The following is a 21,175-nucleotide window of genomic DNA, read 5'->3' as shown; positions in this document are numbered from 1 at the left end:
TTTTACGTTCACTGCTTCTATATGAGAAGACCTTTTCTGCTCGGCTGCTTACTGCTTCTGCTAAGTAGCCTCCAACCTGCCGCTGCCCAAAAGAAAACCCAGACTCCGCACCCAACTCGTCCTAATTATAACCACGGCGGGGAAAACTGGGAAAGCAAGACCCCGCCCGATAGTAGCCGTATCCGCTACTCCATCTTTCTGATCGGCGACGTGGGCAAACCCATTAAGAAGTCAGAAGGCGGGGAGCCTTCCCTGAACTTCCTGCACCAGCAGATCGTGAAAGCCGGCTCCAAGAGCACGACCATCTTTCTGGGCGACAACATCTACGAATACGGCATGCCCCGCGAAGGCGCCTACGACCGCAAAGAGTCTGAGGAGCGTATGGTCGGGCAGCTCGAATCCCTGCGCGGCTACGCCGGCGAGAAGTACATGATTCCGGGCAACCACGACTGGAAGCAGGGCCTGACCGGCGCCGTCGACCAGGTGAACCGGCAGCAGGCCTTTGTAGAAGGCTACCTGACCAGCGACTCGGCCGCCTTCCCCTTCACCGGCGACTTTTTCATTCCGCGCAACGCCTGCCCGGGCCCGTTTGAGGTGCGTCTGCAGGACGATATTCTGATGATTGCCATCAACTCGCAGTGGTTTCTGCAAACCAGCGGCGAGCGGCCCTACGGCGGCAACAGCGGCTGCGGCGTGGCCAACGAAACCGACTTTTTTACCCAGCTCGAAGACATCATCCAGCGGAATCAGAACCGCAACATCATGGTCATTGCCCACCACCCGCTGTTCTCGGATGGTATTCACGGGGGCTACTTCACCCTGGCTGACCATTTCTTCCCGCTTTCCATCGTCTATAAGTACGCCTTCCTGCCCTTGCCCATCATCGGCTCGGTGTATCCGTTTGCCCGCAAGTACGGCGGGGTAAGCCAGGATATTCCGCACCCTTTGTACCAGGCTTATAAAAAGGGCCTGATGGAGATTTTCAATAAGTACCCCAACATCATCTACGCCGCCGGGCACGAGCACAACTTGCAGTATTTCAAGGAGGGCTCATTGCACCACATCGTCAGCGGCTCGGGCTGCAAAACTCAGCACGTACGCCCCGGCAAGAGCGGCGATGCCATTTTCTCGGACAAGGAAAAAGGCTGGTCGCGGGTGAACTACTACGACAACGGCGAGGTATGGACCGAGTTCTGGATTCCCAACGACAAGGGCGAATCGGGCCGCATGGTGTTCCGCACGCCGCTCTACGCCAAGGAAACCAAGGTGGTAGCCGAAATCAAGGAAGTAAACAACGTGAAGCGGCCCAACTTTCAGGACAGCACCGTGACCACGGCCGTCAATAAGGACTACGACGAGCGGGGCAAGTTTCACCGCTTCCTTTTCGGTGAGCATTACCGCAAGGAGTGGGCGACGCCGGTGAAATTTCCGGTGCTGGACATGGCCACCGAGCGTGGCGGCCTGGAGCCCTACAAAGTGGGCGGCGGCAAGCAGACGGCTTCGCTGAAAGTGCGCAACGAGGAAGGCCGCAACTACACCCTGCGCGGCCTGAACAAGGACCCCGCGGCTGTGCTGCCCGAGGCCCTGCGCGAAGGCGCCGCCAAGGATATTCTGCAGGACCAGATTTCAGCCCAGCACCCGTTTGGTGCCTTCCCGGTGGCCACGCTGGGCACTACAGCCGGCATTCTGCACACCAACCCCAAGCCGGTGTTCATCCCGCAGGACCCCTTGCTGGGCCAGTACTACGAGCGGTTCTCGAACACGCCGGCCATGATTGAGGAAGACGCCAAGGACGACCAAAGCAACGTGGCCTCCCTGGGCAACGCCGAAAACCTGGTGGGCACCGACAAGGTGATGGAGCGTCTCATCGACGACAACGACAACCGCGTCAACGAAAAGGCCTTTGCCCGCTCCCGCCTCTTCGACATGTGGATTGGCGACTGGGACCGGCACGAAGACCAGTGGCGCTGGGCCGAAACCAAGGACAAGGACGGGGACCGGAAGTTCACGGCCGTGCCCGAAGACCGCGACATTGCCTTCTTCAAGGGCGACGGTTTGCTGCCCTACCTGGCCTCGCGCAAGTGGGCCATCCGCAACTTCCAGAACTTTGGCTACGACTACGCCGATTTCAAAGGCCTCAACCTGACGGCCCTGGCCAACGACCGGGTGTTCCTGGCTTCGGTAAGCAAAGAGGACTGGGTCAAGATTGCCGAGAAGATGAAGGCCGACCTGACCGATGCCGAAATCGAAAAGGCCTTCCGCTCGCAGTGGCCCAAGGAAATCTACGACCTGCACGGTCCCGAAATCATTGCCAAGCTCAAGAGCCGCCGCGACCTGCTGCCGAAGCTCGCCGCCGACTACTACGGTACGCTCAACGACATCGTGGAAGTGAAGGGCAGCTCCAAGCGCGAGAAGTTTGAAGTGGAGCGCCTCGAAGGGGACAAGACCCGGGTGAAGGTGACCAAGATCAACAAGGAGGGCAAGCTGACCAAAACCCTGTTCGACAAAACCTTCGACAAGGAAACCGACGAAATCCGCCTCTACGGCTTCTCCGGCAACGACGTGTACAACGTCACGGGCCAGTCGAAGGGTGGCTCCATCGTGCGCATCATTGGCGGCACCGACCGGGACTCGATTACCGACAACTCCCGCGTGGGTGGCCTGCGCCACAAAACCCAGATTTACGACGCCGACACCGGCAACGTCATCAATGCTGGTAAGGAAACTCGCCTGCGTCTGCAGCCTGGCATCGAGGTCAGCCAGTACGACACTCACCCGCGCACCGACCGCAAAGACTACAGCCTAAACTACTTCGGCCCGGCCCTGTACTTTGGCTATAATGTGGACGACCGGCTGTTCTTCGGCGGTGGCGTGACGTACCGCACCTACGGCTTCCGCAAGGCCCCGTTCTCGACCGAGCAGACGCTGGCAGCCAACTACTCGCCTTCCCAGCGCGCCTACAACGTGCGCTACAACGGGCAGTTCGTGGACGTCATCGGCCGCTACGACTTGCGGGTGAATGCCCAGCTTTACGGCCCGCAGCTGCTGTATAACTACTTCGGGGAGGGCAACAATACCACGAACGAGCTGCTGGGCTCCGACGACCGGGTGCGGGCCCGCGACATCAACGAAACCTACCGGGTGCGCTTCTCCCGCCTCTACGTGAGCCCCGTGCTGGAGCGTGACCTGTTCAGCTTCCTCAAAGTGGGTATTGGTCCGCAGTACGACCAGTTCCGCGTCGAGCGGGAGCCCATCGGCAGCCAGATTGCCCGCGGCCTCGACGCCAACAACAACGGCGTGAGCGGCGCGGCCCTCGGCATTCGGGCCTCCGACTTCCAGCTCAACCGCTACCTCGGCGGCCGGGCCTACCTGAACATCGACGCGGCCAGCTCGCCCAAGAACCCACGCATTGGCCTGCGCTGGTACAACGAAGTGCAGCACAATTACCAGCTCAATGCCGAGCAGCTCAACTTCGGCCGGATTACCTCCGAGTTCCGCTTCTACCTGAGCCCCAACTTCCCCTTCCAGCTTACCTGGGCCGGCCGTATCGGGGCGGCCCGCAACTGGGGCGACTACCGCTTCTACCAGGCCAACACGCTGGGCGGTACCACCAACCTGCGCGGCTACCGCCGTACGCGCTACGCCGGCCGGGCGTCGGTGTATGCCAACGCCGAAGCCCGCTTGCAGCTCTTCAGTTTCAACGCCTACCTGGTGCCCGGCAAGTTTGGTATTCTGGGCCTGGCCGATGCCGGCCGCGTGTACTCCGAGTATGATACCCGCACTGGCATTGATGCTTTCCACACCGGTTTCGGCGGCGGCATCTGGGTTGACGTCCTTAAGCAGGCCGTTATCAACGCCACGTATTCGGTGGGCGAAGAAAAGCTGGTGTTCGTTGGCTTCGACTTCCTGTTCTAGCCTTTGCTAAGGTCATTTCCAACGCCCCAAGCGGCTTGCCTCCCGGCGGGTTGCTTGGGGCGTTTTCGTGGCCGTTGGGGCTGGTAATAATGCCGAGGTATTTGGCCTATCCTTTTCCTCATAAACACGTTTAGAACCGGGTGTTCCTTTTCCGCACTCATTTCGCGCTTTTTCCGCTCTTCATGAAGACTCGCTACGTCCTGCCAGTTGCTCCCGCCTTTCGTCGTTTCCTGTTCTCGGCCGGCTTCAGCAGCCTTGCTCTAACGGCCCTGGGCCAGGTCACCCCGACGACGCCCGTCTATCCGCTGCCCGCGCCCACCAATCCTGATTCGGTTGCTACAGGAACCTCCGACCCCCAGCAGTTTGCCACGCCTTCCGTAGTCGGCATGGGCCCTAGCAAGGGCCTGATTTTTCACTACGAGCGGGTACCGCGCTTCAACGTTTCCTCCGATGGCCAGAGCGTCGGGCTGCGCGACTACAACACGGACGCTACCAAAAATGCCCGCCTGGTCATCAAGGGCTACATTCCGATGCTCAATCACCCCCACCTGAAGCTGATTCTGGGGGTGAACTATGAGCGGGAAGAATTTCAGTTCAGCAACCAGCCCACCGGCTACGAGCTCTACGACAACATCGAGAACAAGGGCCTCAAAACCCTGGGCACGCAGCTAGCCGTCATCCGGCCGGTAAACGACGTGAACTGGTACATTTTCCGCATCAAAGGGGAGCTGAGCGGTGACTACACTTCATCTGAGCTCAACGTGGCGGATTACCTGCGGGTATCGTCGGAGTTTCTGTACGGCTGGAAACGCAGCCCGACTTTCTCCTGGGGCGTAGGCGTGCAGCTGGGCTATACCTTCGGGCGCTTTAGTCCGTATCCGGCCCTGTTGTACAACCGCACGTTCAACAAGCGTTGGGGCATTGAGGCCCTGTTTCCGGCCCGCGTCACGGCCCGCTACAATGCCTCACCCCGGTCGTTGTTCTTTGCCGGCTACTCCGTGGATGGCCTCAACTACATCGTGAAGCTGCGCACCCCACTCCGGCACGAAAATACCACGCTCAACTCCCTGGAGCTGCGCGAAACCGAGGTCAAGTTCCGGGCCCGCTGGGAGCGGGAAATCTACGACTTCCTGTGGTTTGGCGTGGAAGGAGGCTACCGCTACAACTACGCCTTCGATGCCTTCGACCGAACCAACGACAACCGCGTCAAAATCATCGACAGCAAGCTGGCCAGCGCGCCCTATGCCAGTTTGGAGCTGTTCATTGTGCCACCCCGCAAGTTCCTGAAGCGGCAGTAAAGGCCCACGCCACCTTGCCACACTAAAAAGCCCCGTCTCAGCAAAGAGGTGGGGCTTTTTAGTGTGGCAATGGCAGACGACTACGCTACGACTTGGCCGGCGCTTTACGGCGTTTGCTGAGCTTGCGCAGGTACTCGTAGGTTTCAAACTGAGCCCGGACTTGCGGCGCTTTGGGGTCGTCTTGGCCCAGGAAGTTGTTGTGGAAGTCGCGCGACTTCACGTTGTCCTGGCGCTGCAAATCCAGCAGGTGGCGCACCTCGGCCCGCAGCTCCTCGTTGTAAATCGGGAAGGCCACTTCCACCCGGCGGTCCAGGTTGCGGGCCATCCAGTCGGAGGAGGCCACGTACACCTTTTCCTGGCCGTTGTTGCCAAACACGTATACACGGGCGTGTTCCAGGTACCTATCCACCATGCCGCGCTGCTGGATGTTGGTGCTTTGGCCTTCGAGCTGGGGCACCAGACAGGAGATGCCGCGAATGAGCAGCTCAATCCGGACGCCGGCCTCGCTGGCTTCGTAGAGCTTCTTAATCATCCGGTCGTCCTGCAGGGCGTTGAGCTTCAGAATGATGTAGGCGTCCTTGCCGGCTTTGGCCAGCTTGATTTCCTTATCAATCAGCGCATTTAGCTTTTCGCGCAGCTCAAAGGGGGCCACCAGCAGGTGCTCGAAACCCGACTTAGATTGCCGGTCGTGGAAGTAGCGGAACACCTCGGCCGCCTCGCGGGTCAGGCGCGGGTCGGCGGTAAACAGGCCGTGGTCGGCGTAGATGCGGCTGGTAACTTCGTTGAAGTTGCCAGTGCTGAAGTAGGCGTACAGGCGGTTCTGGTCTTCCTCGGTGCGCGTCACGAGCAGGAGCTTGCTGTGGACTTTCAGGTCCGGGATGCCGAAAATAACGTTGGCTCCGGCCTTCTGCAGCTTCTCGGCCCAGTACATATTCGATTCCTCATCGAAGCGGGCCTTGAGCTCGACTACTACCGTTACCTGCTTGCCATTTTTTACGGCTTTGAGCAGGGCCTTGGCCACCTCACTCTTGGCCGAAACCCGATAGAGCGTGATGTTGATGCTGGTCACCTGCGGATCGGCACCGGCCTCCAGGATGAAGCGCGTCACGTAGTCGAACGACTGGTAGGGCAGGTGCAGCAGGTGGTCCCGCTCGCCAATGGCACTCAGCATTTTGCCCGCCGTGCGCGGCAGGGTGGGATGGGGTAGGGGCGGCTGCTCCTGGTACTTGAGTTGCTCTAGGCCCAGGTCGGGGAAGCCGAAAAAGTCGCGGAAGTTGTGGTAGCGGCTGCCTTCCACCAGCTCGTCCTTGCCGATGCCGGTTTTCTGCATCACGGCCCGCAGCACGGCCTTGGGCATGCCGGGGTCGTAGAGCAGGCGGGCCGGGTAGCCGGTTTCGCGCTTTTGCAGGCTGCTCTTGATTTTGGCCATCAGGTTGCCCGACACTTCCTCCTGAATATCCAGTTCGGCGTCGCGCGAAATCTTGATGGCGTGCACCTCCACTTTCTGGTACTTGGGAAACAGCTCGGCTGCGCAGCACCGGATGACGTCATCCAGGAACATGACGTAGCGCTCCTCACCCTGGGCAGGCAGCTCCACGAAGCGGCCGCCGTGGCGCTTGGTGGGCAGCTCTATTGCCAATACCCGCTCGTCTTCCTGCCGCTTTTTCTCTTTCACCGGCTCGGTTAGCAGGAAGGTCAGGTACACGGTCTGGTCTTTCAGGAACAGGTGGTGCAGGTTGTCGTCCAGAATAACCGGGGAGAGTAAATCCTGCACTTTGTCCCGGAAATACTGGTGCACCCATTCACGCTGCTGGTCGCTCAGGTCGTGCTCCGACACCAAGTGAATGTGCTGCCGGCCCAGTTCAGGTAGCAGCTCGTTGCGAAACGTGTCGCCGAACTCCTGCTGCTGCCGGCCTACTTCGGCCAGCAGGTTCTTGAGCTGCTCGCCAGGGTCTTCGCCCAGTTTGGCGCGGGTTTTCTTCTTGAGCTTTACCAGGCGGCGCAGCGTGGCCACGCGCACCTTAAAGTACTCGTCGAGATTGGAGGAGAAAATAGCCAGAAACTTCAACCGCTCCAGCAACGGAACCTCCGGATTCTGGGCTTCCTGCAACACGCGGCGGTTAAAGGCAAGCCAGCTCAATTCGCGGTTCAGCAGAACCGGCGCGCTTTTTTTTGATGATTCCATACGGGAGAAAAGACGGGACTACGCCAGGAAAAGCCAGGGACTCTTCCGTCTACGCATTCCGGATGAGGCCAGCCGCTACTCCGGCTGGTTGCGGGGGTAGTCGAAAAAGTAGAAATCAGCGTTGCTACGGTCTATTTCGGCCCAGCTGCCGCAGTCGAACTTGATGCACACAATGGCAGCCGTGGGCAGCTCATTCAGCGGGCTCGGGGAAATAACGTTAGCAAAGTCGGTGATAGTCGGGTTGTGGCCCACTAGTAGCACCGCGTCGGCCGCGTCGGGCAACTGCCGCACGATGTCCACCAGGTCGGGCACCTCAGCCCGATAGATCCGGTCGTTTACCTGAATCTGATTGTGCGGGTATTCCAGTTCCTTGGCCAGCAGCGCGGCCGTGCTCAGGGCCCGCACCGCTGGCGAGCTAACCAGCAAATCGAGGCGAATGTTGCGCTTGGCCAGGGCCCGGCCCATGCGGGGCGCGTCGGCACGGCCCCGGTCGTTGAGGGGGCGTTCCTGGTCAGTCAAATCGTCGAAATTCCAGCTCGATTTGGCATGACGCATCAGGTACAGGGTCTTCATACGGTGGGCTTCAAAAGGGTGGGCAGGCCTCTTTACTGTTGGCCTTGCGAAATGGTTATGAAGATTAAAGTACGCCCCCAGGCCGCACCAAAACAAACAAGGCCCGCCGGTACCGGCGGGCCTTGTCAGACAAGTAGCACCGGGCCGCCGCACGTAAGGTATAGCGGCGGCCCGGGCTGGCTATTTATTGCTTCACGAAGCGCTGGTGCGACACCTGCTGCCCATCGGCAATGGTGAGCATGTACACGCCCTTGGCTAGTTGCGACACGTTCAGTTGGCCGTTTTCGAACTGAGCCTGCTTCATTTCGGCACCGCGTACGTCGTACACTTTCACCGATACGGTCGCTGCCTCGCGGTCTGCGGGAATCACTACGTTCAGCACGTCGGTAGCGGGGTTCGGGTATACCGAGTACTCCGTAGCCATACCACCCAGGCGGGCTACCGAAGTAGCGCGGGCGGCACCACCGGTGATGTTTACCGTGTAGTCTTCGGTTTCGCCGTAGCTATAGGAGCCGCAGCTGCTGGTAGCCGAGTTGTCGCTCATCACGATGCGGGCCCGGGTAGGTCCGGTCTTGGCTGTAGCCGGCACCGTGAAGGTCGACGAGCGGATGGTAGCCACGCTGCTGGCAGCCGCGTTTACCACCAGTTCACCCGCGTCAGTGAAGACGCCGTTCTGGTTGTAGTCGATGTACACCTTGAAGTACTCCGCGTAAGCCGAGCCCGTGAAACCGGCGCTGTAGCTGATAGTTTGTGAAGAACCAGCGGCCAGCGACGTGCTGGTGGCCGTGCCGTTGTAGTAACCGGCATCAGCACCCGAGGTGCGGGCAATAGAGCCCAGGCTCACGTAGTCGATGAACTCGTACGAAACGTTGGTGCCTTTCGACGAGCAGTACGTAACGGGCGTAGGCGTGGTGCCACCACCACCGGGAGCCGTGCCGCCCACCGACGTCAGTAGCCCTACTCGGGCGCCACCCGAGGCAAACAGCGCGTTCATGCGCGACGACTGACCCGTGGAGAACATGTACATGGCCGCGTCATCCACATAGTCCATGTAGTTCATGAACATGTCACTGGTGTTCGAGCACGAAGCCTGGGGGTAAGCGGGCGTGCCGTAGTTTTCGTCGGCTTGGTTGGGCGTGTCGGCTACGTTGTCGGTGCCGGAGCACGACGTTCCGTCGTCACCCCAGATGTGGTTCAGGTTCAGCCAGTGGCCTACTTCGTGGGTGCCGGTGCGGCCCAGGTTGAAGGGCGCCTGGGCCGAGCCGCCTTTGCCGAAAGCCGTGGTCAGGATAACCACGCCGTCGGTAGCGGCCGGGCCGCCGGGAAACTGCGCGTAGCCCAGTACGCCACCCGACAGGTTGCACACCCACAGGTTCAGGTACTTGGCCGAGTTCCAGGCGTCGAGGCCGCCGGTGCTGGCTTTCTTCATCTGGTCATCGGTGCCCCACGAGGTTTTCGTGGTTTGCTTCCGCTCAATACCCGTCGTGGCCGCGCCGGTTGGCGTCTGCTTGGCCAGCACAAACTGAATGTTGGCATTGGCTACCAGTCCGGCAAAAGCCGACGGCGTTTTGGTATAGTCGGGGTTAGTTTTGCTGAAGTCCTGATTCAAGACGTCAATCTGCGACTGAATCTGGGCGTCCGTAATGTTCTGGGCGGTGGTGTTATACAGCACGTGCACCACTACCGGGATGGTAACTGTGGCGGTACTACGCTGGGCCACTGGGTCAGATTCAAACTGCCGGGTTTGGCTCTCAATAGCGGCCAGTCGCTGGGCCATAGCCGGGTCGGCGGCCAGCTGTGCGTTCAGTACGTCGACGGTGGCGCACTGGCGCTTGGTGATGCGCTGCTTGTCTTGGGCCTGCGCCTCCGAAGTCAAGCCCAGGCCCAGACAGGCCAGGGCAACTGCGTAAAAGGTTTTTTTCATGTGAACGAAAGGGTTGGTTGTGGAAAGAGGAACGAGGGTCACAATGTATTCAAATTTTAAACAGGATTAAATCGATTTGCTATAATATTTATAATTTTTTGGGCGTAACATTATTGTATGTGTAACGTAGTGCCCGAATTTTGAAGATATATTGTAATTGCTGTAAAGTATACCCCAGCCCGTATTGCCCGCAACAGTGTAGGCGTCAGTCTCGGCCAGGCCCAAAAAGAAAAGCCCACCGGTATCGGTGGGCTTTTCTGGTGAGTGAAGTTTGGCTCTTAGATCAGAAGGCCAGCAACTGCTGCAACAACTACCAGCGTCGCTAAGATAGAAGTTTATTGCTTTTCAAAGCGCTGACGCAGCGTCTGCTGCCCGTCCGACACGGTCATCTGGTACAGGCCCTTAGGCAGCTGGGCTACCTGCACCTGGCCCTGACCGTTGTAAGTGGCCTGCTTCATTTCGTGGCCGCGCAGGTCGTATACCGTTACCGTCCAGCCTTTGCCAGCCTTGGTAGCGGGCAATGACAGGTTGAGCACGTTGCTGGCGGGGTTGGGGTACATGGCTACTTCAGCAGCCGTGGCCGTCATGCGGGGAGCAACGCCACCCTGCGAGGTAACCAGACCGGCGCGGGCGCCGCCCGAGGCAAACAGGGCGTTCATGCGCGAAGCCTGGCCCGTGGAGAACATGTACATGCAGGCGTCGTCGGTGTAGTCCATATAGTTCATCGACATATCGCCCTGGTTGTTGCAGGTTACGTGGGGGAAAGCCGGGCAGCCGTAGTTGGCCGTCTGCTGGGTAGGCGTATCCGACACCAGGTCGTTGCCGCAGCTGGCATCGCCCCAGATGTGGCGCAGGTTTAGCCAGTGGCCTACTTCGTGGGTGGCGGTGCGGCCTTTGTCATAAGGCTTGGCCGTGCCCCCGGGCAGTGAGGAATACAGCACTACTACGCCGTCGGTGGCCGGCGAGCCGCCGGGGAACTGGGCGTAACCGAGCAGGCCCTGGCCCAGGTTGCACACCCACAGGTTGAGGTATTTGGTAGCATCCCAGGCATCGTCGCCGCCGCGCTTCGAGCTTTTTACGGCGTCGTTGGTGCTCCAGGAGCTTACTTTGGTTTGCTTGCGCACAATGCCGGTAGTGGCAGCACCCGTGGGGGTGCGCTTAGCCAGCACAAACTGCACGTTGGTGTTGGCAGCCAAGCCCGCAAACATCGTCGGCACTAGGCCCGCGTCGGTGTTGGTCTTGCTGAAGTCCTTGTTCAGTACATCAAGCTGGGCCGTAATCATGGCGTCGGAGACGTTCTGAGCGGTAGTGTTGTAGAGCACGTGCACGACCACCGGAATCGTCACGACGGCCCCGATACGGTTGGCGGTAGCCGGGCTGGAGAGCACCTCGGCCGTCTGCTGCTCCACCTTGGCCATGCGCTGAGCCAACGAGGGGTCGGCGGCCATTTGAGCCTCCAATACTTCCATCGTGGCGCAGGTGCGGCCAGGTGTGATTAGTGCAGGATCGGTCTTGGCCATCCGTTGGTCTTGTGCCTGGGCCGAGAAGGAACCGAGGCCTAAAAAAGCCAAGGCAATTGCGTAAACGTTTTTCTTCATGAGAAAGGGTTGGTTTGGTAGTGGAAAGAGGACAGGAAAAGCAAGCTAGGAAAAATGATGACTAAGGCAAAAGATAATTTTTTGGCGCAATTTTTATGGATGTTGCAATATATAGGCTTATATATTGTTAAAACATACGGTATTTTGGCCGAAATGCCGAGTCGAGCCGTTGGTACGAAAGCAGGTTTATTTTGTTTCCCGAGGTTAAGTCAGCAGCTACGAAATTCGCTTAGACATTGTATATAAAACATAATTTATATAGGCGCTTTTTCACCTGATGAGCAGGAAATCAAACAAAAAAAGCGGCCCGAAAATTTTTCGGGCCGCTTAGTAAAATTATAAAAAGTGAGGGGCTTTACTCCTCGCTTTCGAAGGACGTATGTGGGTAGCGCTGCTCCTGTAGCACGGCTACGTGGCGCACCAGAAGAGCCCGCAGTTCATCAATATTTTGCCGCTCCTGGGCAGAGATAAAAATGACTGGGTCGTGCATTTTGGCCATGTAACTGGCCTGCAATTGTTCGAGTGTAGGCCGGGGCTCTACGTCTTCGTCAGCATTCATTCCCTCGAAGCCGCCGTGATGCTCTTCCTGTCCAATGTCGTACCGGTCAATTTTGTTGAAAACCAGCAGCACGGGCTTGTCAGCAGCCTCAATATCCTTGAGTGTATCGTTGACTACGGCAATCTGGTCTTCGAAGGAGGGGTGGGAAATGTCGACGACGTGGACCAACAGATCGGCTTCCCGGATTTCGTCGAGAGTACTTTTAAAGCTCTCAATCAGGCGGGTGGGTAGCTTGCGGATAAACCCTACGGTGTCGGAGAGCAGGAAGGGCACGTTTTCGAGCACCACCTTGCGCACCGTGGAGTCGACGGTAGCGAAGAGCTTGTTTTCGGCAAACACGTCGGAGCGGCTCAGCAGGTTCATAATCGTGCTTTTGCCCACGTTGGTGTAACCCACCAGGGCCACGCGCACCAGCCCGGCGCGCGACTTGCGCTGGGTGTTGCTTTGCTTGTCGAGCTCCTTGAGCTTGTCCTTGAGCAAGGCTATCCGGTCGCGCACCACGCGCCGGTCGGTCTCGATTTCTGTTTCCCCCGGTCCGCGCTGACTCACGCCCCCACCACGCTGCCGGCTCAAGTGAGTCCAGAGGCCGGTGAGGCGGGGCAGCAGGTACTGGTACTGGGCCAGCTCCACCTGGGTGCGGGCCGTGGCCGACTTGGCCCGGCTGGCGAAAATATCGATGATGAGCAGGCTACGGTCTACGATTTTGACTTGGAGCTCGGCTTCGAGGTTGCGCAGCTGGGACGGCGAGAGGTCGTCGTCGAAGATGACCATGCTGGCGTTGCTGTGGCGCACGTAGGCCTTGATTTCTTCGAGCTTACCCTCGCCCACGAAGGTGCGGATGTCGGGCTTTTCGAGGCGCTGCACGAAGCGCTTGGTAACCTGGGCCCCGGCGGTTTCGGCCAGGAAAGCCAGTTCGTCGAGGTATTCCTGGGTTTGCAGGTCGGGCTGGCGCTTATCGGGCACGGCTACCAGCACGGCGGTTTCCTGTTCCAGGGCCGTGTCGTAGGTACCATCTTTGTTGGCTTTGGCCAAAATGCGGCCCACGCGGCCCGATACGCCGTCGACGGCGCCGGGGTGGCGGGTGCTGTTGCCGGGCTTGCGGCCTTTGGAGGACGGTTTATTAGCCATAAAGTGCAGTGGGTGGTAAAGTAAAATAGGCGCGGCGCCAACTGGCCTGGGCTTATTTTAGGGTGAGAGAATAGTCAACGACCTGCTGAATCTGCTCAGGACTGAGCTGATTTTTAAAGGAAGGCATCTTGCCCAGGCCCTGCGTCACCATATACACGCGGCCGGTTGCATTCAGGTTGCTCTTGGTCAGGTCGTGGGCGCCGTTGAGGCCGAGCTTGCCGTCGGGGCCGTGGCAAACGGCGCAGTTCTGCGTGTATAGCGCCTTTCCGGGCAATTCGGCTGCAACAGCGGGTGCAGCAGCTGTTTCTTCGGCCGCGGAGTTGCTGTTGGAAGTGCAGGCTGCGGCCAGGAAAAGCAACAGGCCGGAGCAAAGAAAAAGGGCAGAGCGAATCATGGGGCGAAGGTACGCAACGGGCCTCGGGCGGGCGGGCGCTACTTTTTTACCGATACCGAAACCGGACCTGCTACCTTTGCCGCCCGAATCCCGAATCTGCTGTATGCGCGTTGCCATTGTCATTAATACGTCCTGGAATATCTGGAATTTCCGCCGGAGCCTGGTTAAAGCCCTGCAGGCCGCCGGCCACGAGGTGCTGGCTATAGCCCCACCCGACGCCTATTCCGAGCGCCTGGAAACTGAGCTGGGCTGCCGCTACGTGCCCATTCTGATGGAAAACAAGGGCACTAACCCCGTAAAAGATGCCCAGCTGACGCGCCGCTTCTACGGTATTTACCGCCGCGAAAAGCCCGACGTGGTGCTGCAGTATACCATCAAACCCAATATCTACGGGACGCTGGCGGCCAAGCTGGCCGGCATTCCGAGCGTGAATAACGTGTCGGGCCTGGGTACGGTGTTTATTGTGCAGAACTTCGTGAGCCGCATTGCCCTGAGCCTGTACCGGTTTGCCTTCCGCTTTCCCAAGCGGGTATTTTTCCAGAACGACGACGACCGGCAGCTTTTCCTGCAGCACGGCCTGGTGCACCCCGATATCACCGACCTGCTGCCCGGCTCCGGCGTGGATACGAATCGGTTTCGGCCCGCGGCGGAGTTTGTGCGTCACGAGCCTTTCACCTTTCTGATGATAGCGCGGGTGCTCTACGAAAAAGGCGTGGAGGAATACTTCGAAGCAGCCCGCATCGTGCGTGAGGCCATGCCCGGCACCCGGGTGCAGCTGCTGGGCGGCGTTGATGAGTCGGGCAATATCGGGGTGAAGCGGGCCGTCTTTGAGGAGTGGCTCAAGGCCGGCAACATCGAGTACCTGGGTACTTCCGACAACGTGGCCGAGCACATCGGGCGGGCCGACTGCGTGGTGCTGCCCTCGTACCGGGAAGGCACGCCCAAAACCCTGCTTGAAGCCGCCGCCATGGGCAAGCCCATCGTGACGACCGACGTGCCCGGCTGCCGCGAGACGGTGGTAGATGGTCAGAATGGCCTGCTCTGTGAAGTCCGTAACGCCGCCGACCTGGCCGCTAAAATGCTACAGGTGCAGCGCCTTTCCAGCGCCGAGCTGCAGGCCATGGGCCAAGCCGGCCGGCAGCTGGCCGAGCAAAAATTTGACGAACAAATCGTTCTAAATAAGTATCTACGCATCGTGGAGGCCGTTGGTCCCCGGGTCCGCTAGAGGCTAAAACTCCCTACCTTGCCACGCGTACGTTTGTGGCGTCGTACCCTAATATCTCTCCTGAATGGAAATTAAGCATCACGCTCTGGCCGGTGTAATTGAGTTTACGCCCCGGGTATTCGGTGACCCTCGCGGTGCCTTCTTTGAGTCTTTCAGTGCCCGCATTATGGAAGAGGCCGGGGCCGTAGGCAACTGGGTGCAGGATAACCAATCGAGTTCGGGAGTAGGCGTGCTGCGTGGGCTGCACTTTCAGCGGCCGCCCTTCAGCCAGGCCAAGCTGGTGCGCGTAGCTACGGGTCGGGTAATCGATGTAGTAGTCGACCTGCGCCGCTCCTCGCCCACGTACGGGCAGCACGTAAAAGTCGAGCTGGACTCGCAGCGCTGCAACATGCTCTACGTGCCCACCGGGTTTGCCCACGGCTTTATGGCCCTGGAAGACCACACGCTGTTTCTCTATAAGTGCACCGACTACTACAACCCGGGCTCGGAAGGCGGCCTGCGCTGGAACGACCCGACGCTGGGCATCGACTGGGGCATTGAGGCCCCACTGGTGTCGGACAAGGACCGCGCCCTGCCGCTCTTCGCCGACTTCGACACGCCTTTTGCGTAAACTGCCTTGCTCGGTGGTAGGCGGGAAGGCCGCAGTTGCTAGGGCTGTCCGTGCTGCTACCACAATACCAAGGCTTCATCCTTACAACGAAAAAGCCCCCGGCCATACTGGTTGGGGGCTTTTTTCGTTGCTGGGCCAAGCGGCTTCGCTCACCCGCACCGCTGGAGTGGGCTCATAAGGCCACCCTGTTACAACCGATGCTGCTGGCCCCGACTCCCGCTCTTTTGTTTTGCCAGCTAACTGCTATTTTGGAGCCTACTATCTGCTACGCATTACCTTGACTATGGAAGAATTAGCCTCCCCGGCGGCCGAACCCGAGCTGCCCACCACGCCCGAAGCCCGGGCTGCCTACATCAAAGCGGCCCAGACCAAACCCGACCTGGTCGCCCTCAGCCGTCTGTTTGCCGCCGAGCTACGTGCCCACCCCGCCCTGCAGGAGGCCTTGGCTCCTTACCTGGCCCAGAGTAAGGCGTCCGTTGTGAGCCTGTATGCCAACGCCAAAGCTGCTGCTTTTATCAAAGGGCCGTTTCTGGCAAAGCAGGCCGGGGCGCGCTTTATCGAGATTCGCGAGGAAGCGGCCCACGACCTGTGGGAAATTCAGCAGAAGAAGCTGTTCGATTTGCAGTGCCGCTGGCGGGCCGAGCAGATTACCCTCCCCGGCGTGCGCCATACCGAAGAATTCCGGCAGTGGGAAAAGTACATCGACTATTGCCCGTGGCTGCCGCCCATCACGGCCGACGAGGTGGCCCTCTACGAGTCGTATCTGCGCTCCGACTACTACGTGCCCAACCAGAACTGGTCCTGGCAGAACTACGACCGGTTTCGGCGCGCAGCCGAAGGGAACGACCTGGCCCCCGACGAAGCGGATGACCCCAACGACGATGGCTACGAGGCCGCCTCCAAGCGGGCCTACCGCACCCTGCCCGCCTGGTATCAGTACCACAACGAAGCCACCGGCCAAAACCTGCTGCTGACCCTGCCCGACGTACGCGGCGAAAAAGAAGCCTACTACATCAATCTTACCGAAGCCGATAAAGCGGAGAAACTAGCCGCCCAGCGCGCCCGCGGCGACATGGCTGCCTCGCTGCCCTGGCACCCCCTCATCTTGCACCACAACGACCTCTCGCCCTATTTCCGGCAGTTCGAGGACCCCGCCGACCTGCCCCGCCTGCTGCGCTGGTACGAGGCCAGCGGCCAGGATGACCGTCGCCGCCACGGCTACCTGTTTGAGGCTACCCATTGGATAGAGCAGGCGCTGGAACACCAGACGCCCCCCTGGCCCATTGCCGCCCACGCCGACTGGCGGCAAGCAGTAATTGCGGCCGGGATGCGGGCCTGGGGCCACCAGCTGGCCGAGGTACTGACCGACGTGTGGCAGGAGCAGGAGCAAAACCGCGCCTTGGGCCTACCCCTTACGGGCCCGAAAGAGTACGGCGACCGTGCGCCCTTTGCCGAGGTAAACTGGGCCGAGGAAGAATCGTACCGGCCCAAGTTTATTCTGCGCGGCCGAGAGCTGGCCGGGGAGTCCCGCGACTTCAACTTCTGAGTTACGGCTGGGCGCAGTTTACCTAAATCACCGTTTTCCTGAACTGAGAGAAGTACCCGGCAAAGGCTTTACAAGTAGTTTAATCTGGCTTCCGCAAGTCTTGATGCGGATAGTGGGCATCGGACACCAGTCGCCAGCCCTCTGCGAGGAGAAGTGCTGCTTCTGGCCCCACATAAGCATAGTCAATTCGGTGTTGCTTCCGAACCGCTTTCGCCCAACTAGCAAAGAGGGCCAGCGAATCCGCATCCGTAGCCAACGTGCTGGCTTCGCTGGCAACTAGGACCCCGGGTTGAAAGGTCCCCCCATGGTCAGCAACAAACCGTACGGGTTAGCCAGCTGGTCTACCAAATAGCGAATCCCACCCGCGCGCTGTGGTACCGGGCGAACGGTCAACGTAACGTTGAGTGGCAGCAGCAGCAGACGAGGCGCTAGTATCGTCGAGTAGTACTGCACCTGGCCCAAGATCGGCACATCGCGCAAGGAAGTGTAGCGGGGAATGTTCGGGTTATCAAACCCACCTGCTTCAACGTATTGGCACTGCGCGGTGGCTTCAAAGGCGCGAATGAGCTGCTGAAAATCCTGTCCAGTTGCAAAGAATGTTACCCGTTTGCCTCTCATGCTGGAGTACGTGTGTTAGTGGGCAGCAAAGAAACGACGGGGCTAGGCCATCTCATTCCGGCGTGGTCGGTTGCGGGCTGCTGGATTGCGTTCCCATAGCTAGCTTGGCACTAAGCGCCTGCGCGGCGGCGACCACTTGCGCTGGGTAGTGCAGGCGGGCCAACAACCGAATGGCATTGCGCGTGGTGAGCGGTCCGGCTTTGAGGCTGTAGTCGAAATACCAGTCTTCCTCCGTAACTGTCTCGCAAAAATGGTATTCGACAAAGCACGACTGTAATAACGCACCTAGTTCTCCATCGTGGGTGGCTGCTACTACCCAGCTGCGCGGCTGCAAGTAGGCCAGCACGGCCTTGTTAGCGGCAATGCGCTCCTGCGTATTCGTACCCTTGAAGAGTTCATCCAGCAGCAGCAGGTAGCTACCGGGGGCCGCGTCGCAGTCCATCAGCAGCTGCCGCATGGTTTCGGCTTCGACCAGATAATAACTCTTGCCTGTGGGCAAGCTATCGGCCAGGCTAAGGCTAGTGAGTACGCGGCAAAAAGGGGCGCGGTAGGCAACAGCTGGGCACGTAGATATGGTCTGAGCCAGCAGGGCATTCACGCCCAGTGTGCGCATAAAGGTGGTTTTGCCCGCCATGTTCGAGCCGGTGAGCAGTACACCTGGCCCGGCCAGGGTTAGATCATTCGGTACACACCCCGGCACCAGCGGGTGGTAGCCGCCTTGCAGCTGGATGCCCTCGGCCGCCGGCCCAAAGTGCGGCACGCAGGTAGCGTGCCGCTGGCGGAAGCTGGCCACCGCCAAGGCGCAATCGACGTAGCCAACTGCCTCAAAGATGGTCCGAATCGCGGGCGCGCGCTGTTGCACGGCTACCCGGCAGCGGGCATACACCAGCTGGTCGAGCAGCAGCAGCATCTTGATTAGGTCGAGCAGCAGCATAAAAGGACTGGCCACATCACTTTGCAAACTGGCTTCCACCTGGAATAAAGCTATTTGCTGCACGATACCCCTCAGCTGGGCCAGGGGCGCTGCCAACTGCTGTAGCGGCCGCAGAGGAAGGGCTGCCTGCTGCAGCGCCTGCCCTGCCTGGTACAAGCGGCCCAGTTGCAGCAGCGGGCGAACACTGTGCTGAATCCACGAGAGCTGCCAGAAGTGAAACACCGCATTGACGAGGGCAAACGCAATCGTACCCAACCAGAGGACGGGTAGCCAAAAACCACCGAGCAACGTGGTCAACAGTCCCAGCGCGAGTAGCGGCGCGAAACGCGCGCCGGGTAAAGAGAGAAGGGACTCCCTACTCAGCAAGTCGGCCAGGTAGTATGCCTCGTGGGCAGTTAGCTGGTCGAGTGCGAGCAAGGCTTGCCCGCGGGCTACGGGTTGCTGCGCCAGCAGGGTCGCGGCCGCATCAAACTCGTGCAAGGCGGCCTCGTCGGCGAGCGGGCTACGCAGGCGGTGGTAGAGGCACTGCTGACCTACCCGGCTCACCGTAGCATCGAGCCGGTCAAAGAGCAATTCGCCGTTCAGGTCCTCCCATGTTTGGTCCGGTAGGCGGTGGTAGGCGGGCTCGTGCTGCACGCGGTTGTAGTAGCGGGCCACCAAGGAGAAATTTGGGGAGCGCGAAGCCGGCTGGTGCCAGGTCGCCTCCAGACGGCGTAAGCGTTTACGGGAAGAAGACCACATGAGAAGCAAGGATAGCTACCAGAGCGTGAGCGGGGCACCTAGTATAGAAGCAGCGCGAAAGGTAGCGAAGTGACATTTTTACTTACCAGGGGTACCACGCCAGCAACAACCTGCGCCCAGAGCCAGCAGCATTATTTCGGAGCCTATCCGACAACTAATGTGGCTGTTGCAACAGGCTGAAGGCCGTAAGGATTCTACTAAAGCAGCTGTTTGATGGTCGCTAGAAAGGCGACAGAACCGCTATTCTTGCAACCAATCTCACAAGGGCAGCGATTGTTGCAACCGCTACAAACAGTCCGTTTAAAGAGGACTCCGTGAATTAGCGGTCCAAGGCATTAGAATATCCTAAAAGGGATAGGGCTTGTCGTTGTCCGCCCCTGGCGCAACGACTTCGTTCATTCCGTAAGCTGCTGGGCCCAGCGCTTCATCCAGTTTACTTGCCCGCCGCGCCCTTGCCGCTGGTGCGGGCGCTCAGCCAGTCGCCGATGACTTGCAAGGCGCTGGGCGCGAAGGTTTCCTCGATGCTGGCGTAGCGGCTGGTGGCGGCGGGGTCGGTTTGGAAGAAGTGATTGAGCTGCGGCAAGGTCTTGATCGTCACGTCGGGATTGTGGGCAGCGCGTAGCCCGCGCTCGATGGCGGGTAAGTTTTGGTCGGCGGCCACTTGCAGGTCATTGGCTCCGTTAAGGGCGAGCACGGGGCAGTGTACCTTGGCCAGGTACGTGGCGGGGTCGATGCGCAGAAAGGCGTGCATCCAGGGCGCGGCGTACGTTTTGGCCAGGGCCAGCCGCGCCTGTTCGGTACCGGCGTCGGGTTGTTGCTGCACGGTCGCTACGAGCTTGGCCGTGAGCTGGTCGGTCGGGAGGGTAGGGGGCTGGCGGTGCAGCTCGGCAAAGAGGGCCCGGTGTAGGCGGTAGTTGCGGCCGATGCTGGCCGAATCGGCCCCGGCGGCGCGGGCCAGATCGGCCTGCTGGCGCAGCAGCACAGCAGCGCCGGGCAGACCAGGTCCGGCCAAGGACACCAGCAAGTCAGGACCGCCGGGCTGGGCCGCCGCCAGCCCGCCAATGATGCCGCCCTCGCTGTGACCTATGAGGGCTACCTGGTGGGGCCGAATGTCGGGCCGGGTGCGCAGGTAAGCTAGCGCCGCCTGGGCGTCGGTGGTAAAATCAGCCGTGGTGGCATTCTTAAACGTGCCTTTCGACTGGCCTATCCCCCGGTCGTCGTAGCGCAGTACGGCAAAGCCCCGGCGCGTGAGGTAGTCGGCCAGCACCAAAAAAGGTTGGTGTCCCAGGATCGTTTCGTTGCGGTCTTCGGGGCCGGAGCCGCTGACCAGCACCACGGCCGGAAAGGGCCCCTTGCCCGCCGGCAGCGTGAGTGTGCCCGCCAAGTCGAACCCGGCCGGCTGGTTCGGAAACGTCAGGTCCTCACTGCGGTAGGGAAAAGGTGCCTGGGGTACCTGCGGCCGGCGCGGCGTGGCGGCCGCTTTGTCCTTGGCCGTGCTGCGCCGCAGCGTCAGCGGTAGTTGCGCGCCACCCTGAAACCAGGTCCCGGCCACCTGCTGGCCATCGGCCGAAAACCGGCCGGCAAAGCGGGCGTGTAGCCGCTCGGCGCCCAGCAGCAGGCTGTCGTGGCGCAGCACCACGCTGCTCAAGGGCAGCAGCTGATCGGTTTGCTGGGGCACGCTCAGGGTGCCGCTGAGGGCAGACGATTGACCTTTCAGGTCAAAAAACACGACCAGCTCGGAGCCGGGGGCTGCTTGCAGGTTGCCTTGCCAAAGGCCGGCCGGGGCGGGTGTGGGAGCCTGGGCAGCCGCGGCCGAAGTCAGGAGCAAAGCGGCGGCGGTGCAGAAGAACGTAGCGGTACGCATAAGTTGGGGTGAAGGTGGCAAGAAAATGAAGATGCCGAACGGGCGGCGGTTTATGCTGGCAAA

Annotated in this window: 13 protein-coding genes; 5 read left to right on the top strand and 8 right to left on the bottom strand. The window is 60.1% G+C overall.

Annotated features, from left to right (window positions below; genetic code table 11):
• Positions 1–21: 21 nt before the first annotated feature.
• Complete coding sequence (locus tag MUN80_RS02275; protein ID WP_244719068.1) at positions 22–3,915, top strand: metallophosphoesterase; 3,894 nt, start codon at positions 22–24, stop codon at positions 3,913–3,915.
• Positions 3,916–4,097: 182 nt separating this feature from the next.
• Positions 4,098–5,213: a DUF6268 family outer membrane beta-barrel protein gene (locus MUN80_RS02270; RefSeq protein ID WP_244719064.1), complete on the top strand. Its 1,116-nt coding sequence runs from the start codon at positions 4,098–4,100 to the stop codon at positions 5,211–5,213.
• An 85-nt stretch (positions 5,214–5,298) separates the two neighbouring features.
• On the opposite strand, the gene ppk1 is transcribed toward MUN80_RS02270, so the two are convergent.
• The 6 genes from ppk1 to MUN80_RS02240 form a co-directional block, all read right to left on the bottom strand.
• The gene (gene ppk1, locus MUN80_RS02265) at positions 5,299–7,398 is read right to left on the bottom strand and encodes a polyphosphate kinase 1 (protein ID WP_244719061.1); all 2,100 of its coding nucleotides are present in this window, start codon (positions 7,396–7,398) and stop codon (positions 5,299–5,301) included.
• Between the two features lie 75 nt (positions 7,399–7,473).
• The gene (locus MUN80_RS02260) at positions 7,474–7,971 is read right to left on the bottom strand and encodes a SixA phosphatase family protein (protein ID WP_244719058.1); all 498 of its coding nucleotides are present in this window, start codon (positions 7,969–7,971) and stop codon (positions 7,474–7,476) included.
• Between the two features lie 184 nt (positions 7,972–8,155).
• Complete coding sequence (locus MUN80_RS02255; RefSeq protein ID WP_244719056.1) at positions 8,156–9,895, bottom strand: GEVED domain-containing protein; 1,740 nt, start codon at positions 9,893–9,895, stop codon at positions 8,156–8,158.
• 335 nt (positions 9,896–10,230) lie between these two features.
• Positions 10,231–11,493, bottom strand: coding sequence for a M43 family zinc metalloprotease (locus tag MUN80_RS02250; protein WP_244719053.1), 1,263 nt, complete (start codon positions 11,491–11,493; stop codon positions 10,231–10,233).
• 355 nt (positions 11,494–11,848) lie between these two features.
• A complete protein-coding gene (gene hflX, locus MUN80_RS02245) occupies positions 11,849–13,180 on the bottom strand; it encodes a GTPase HflX (protein ID WP_244719050.1) in 1,332 nt (443 codons plus the stop codon).
• Between the two features lie 52 nt (positions 13,181–13,232).
• Complete coding sequence (locus MUN80_RS02240; RefSeq protein WP_244719047.1) at positions 13,233–13,574, bottom strand: c-type cytochrome; 342 nt, start codon at positions 13,572–13,574, stop codon at positions 13,233–13,235.
• A 103-nt stretch (positions 13,575–13,677) separates the two neighbouring features.
• On the opposite strand from MUN80_RS02240, the gene MUN80_RS02235 reads away from it, so the two are divergent.
• The 3 genes from MUN80_RS02235 to MUN80_RS02225 all read left to right on the top strand — a co-directional run bounded on the left by MUN80_RS02235 (position 13,678) and on the right by MUN80_RS02225 (position 16,955).
• On the top strand, positions 13,678–14,799 hold the full coding sequence (locus MUN80_RS02235) for a glycosyltransferase family 4 protein (RefSeq protein ID WP_244719045.1): 1,122 nt from the start codon (positions 13,678–13,680) through the stop codon (positions 14,797–14,799).
• A gap of 64 nt (positions 14,800–14,863) precedes the next feature.
• Positions 14,864–15,409 carry a dTDP-4-dehydrorhamnose 3,5-epimerase gene (gene rfbC, locus MUN80_RS02230; protein WP_244719043.1) on the top strand — a complete coding sequence of 182 codons (546 nt, stop codon included), beginning with the start codon at positions 14,864–14,866 and terminating at the stop codon, positions 15,407–15,409.
• A 283-nt stretch (positions 15,410–15,692) separates the two neighbouring features.
• Positions 15,693–16,955 carry a hypothetical protein gene (locus tag MUN80_RS02225; RefSeq protein ID WP_244719041.1) on the top strand — a complete coding sequence of 421 codons (1,263 nt, stop codon included), beginning with the start codon at positions 15,693–15,695 and terminating at the stop codon, positions 16,953–16,955.
• Positions 16,956–17,625: 670 nt separating this feature from the next.
• On the opposite strand, the gene MUN80_RS02220 is transcribed toward MUN80_RS02225, so the two are convergent.
• Together MUN80_RS02220 and MUN80_RS02215 are read right to left on the bottom strand one after the other, a co-directional pair.
• Positions 17,626–19,248, bottom strand: a complete 1,623-nt coding sequence (locus MUN80_RS02220) for a MutS-related protein (RefSeq protein ID WP_244719039.1) — start codon at positions 19,246–19,248, stop codon at positions 17,626–17,628.
• Between the two features lie 433 nt (positions 19,249–19,681).
• Complete coding sequence (locus tag MUN80_RS02215; protein ID WP_244719037.1) at positions 19,682–21,112, bottom strand: alpha/beta hydrolase family protein; 1,431 nt, start codon at positions 21,110–21,112, stop codon at positions 19,682–19,684.
• Positions 21,113–21,175 lie beyond the last annotated feature (63 nt).

This window comes from Hymenobacter cellulosivorans (genome assembly GCF_022919135.1).
GTDB classification, from domain to species: domain Bacteria; phylum Bacteroidota; class Bacteroidia; order Cytophagales; family Hymenobacteraceae; genus Hymenobacter; species Hymenobacter cellulosivorans.
Note: the sequence above shows the minus strand (reverse complement) of the source record. Positions and strands in the feature narration are given on the sequence as shown.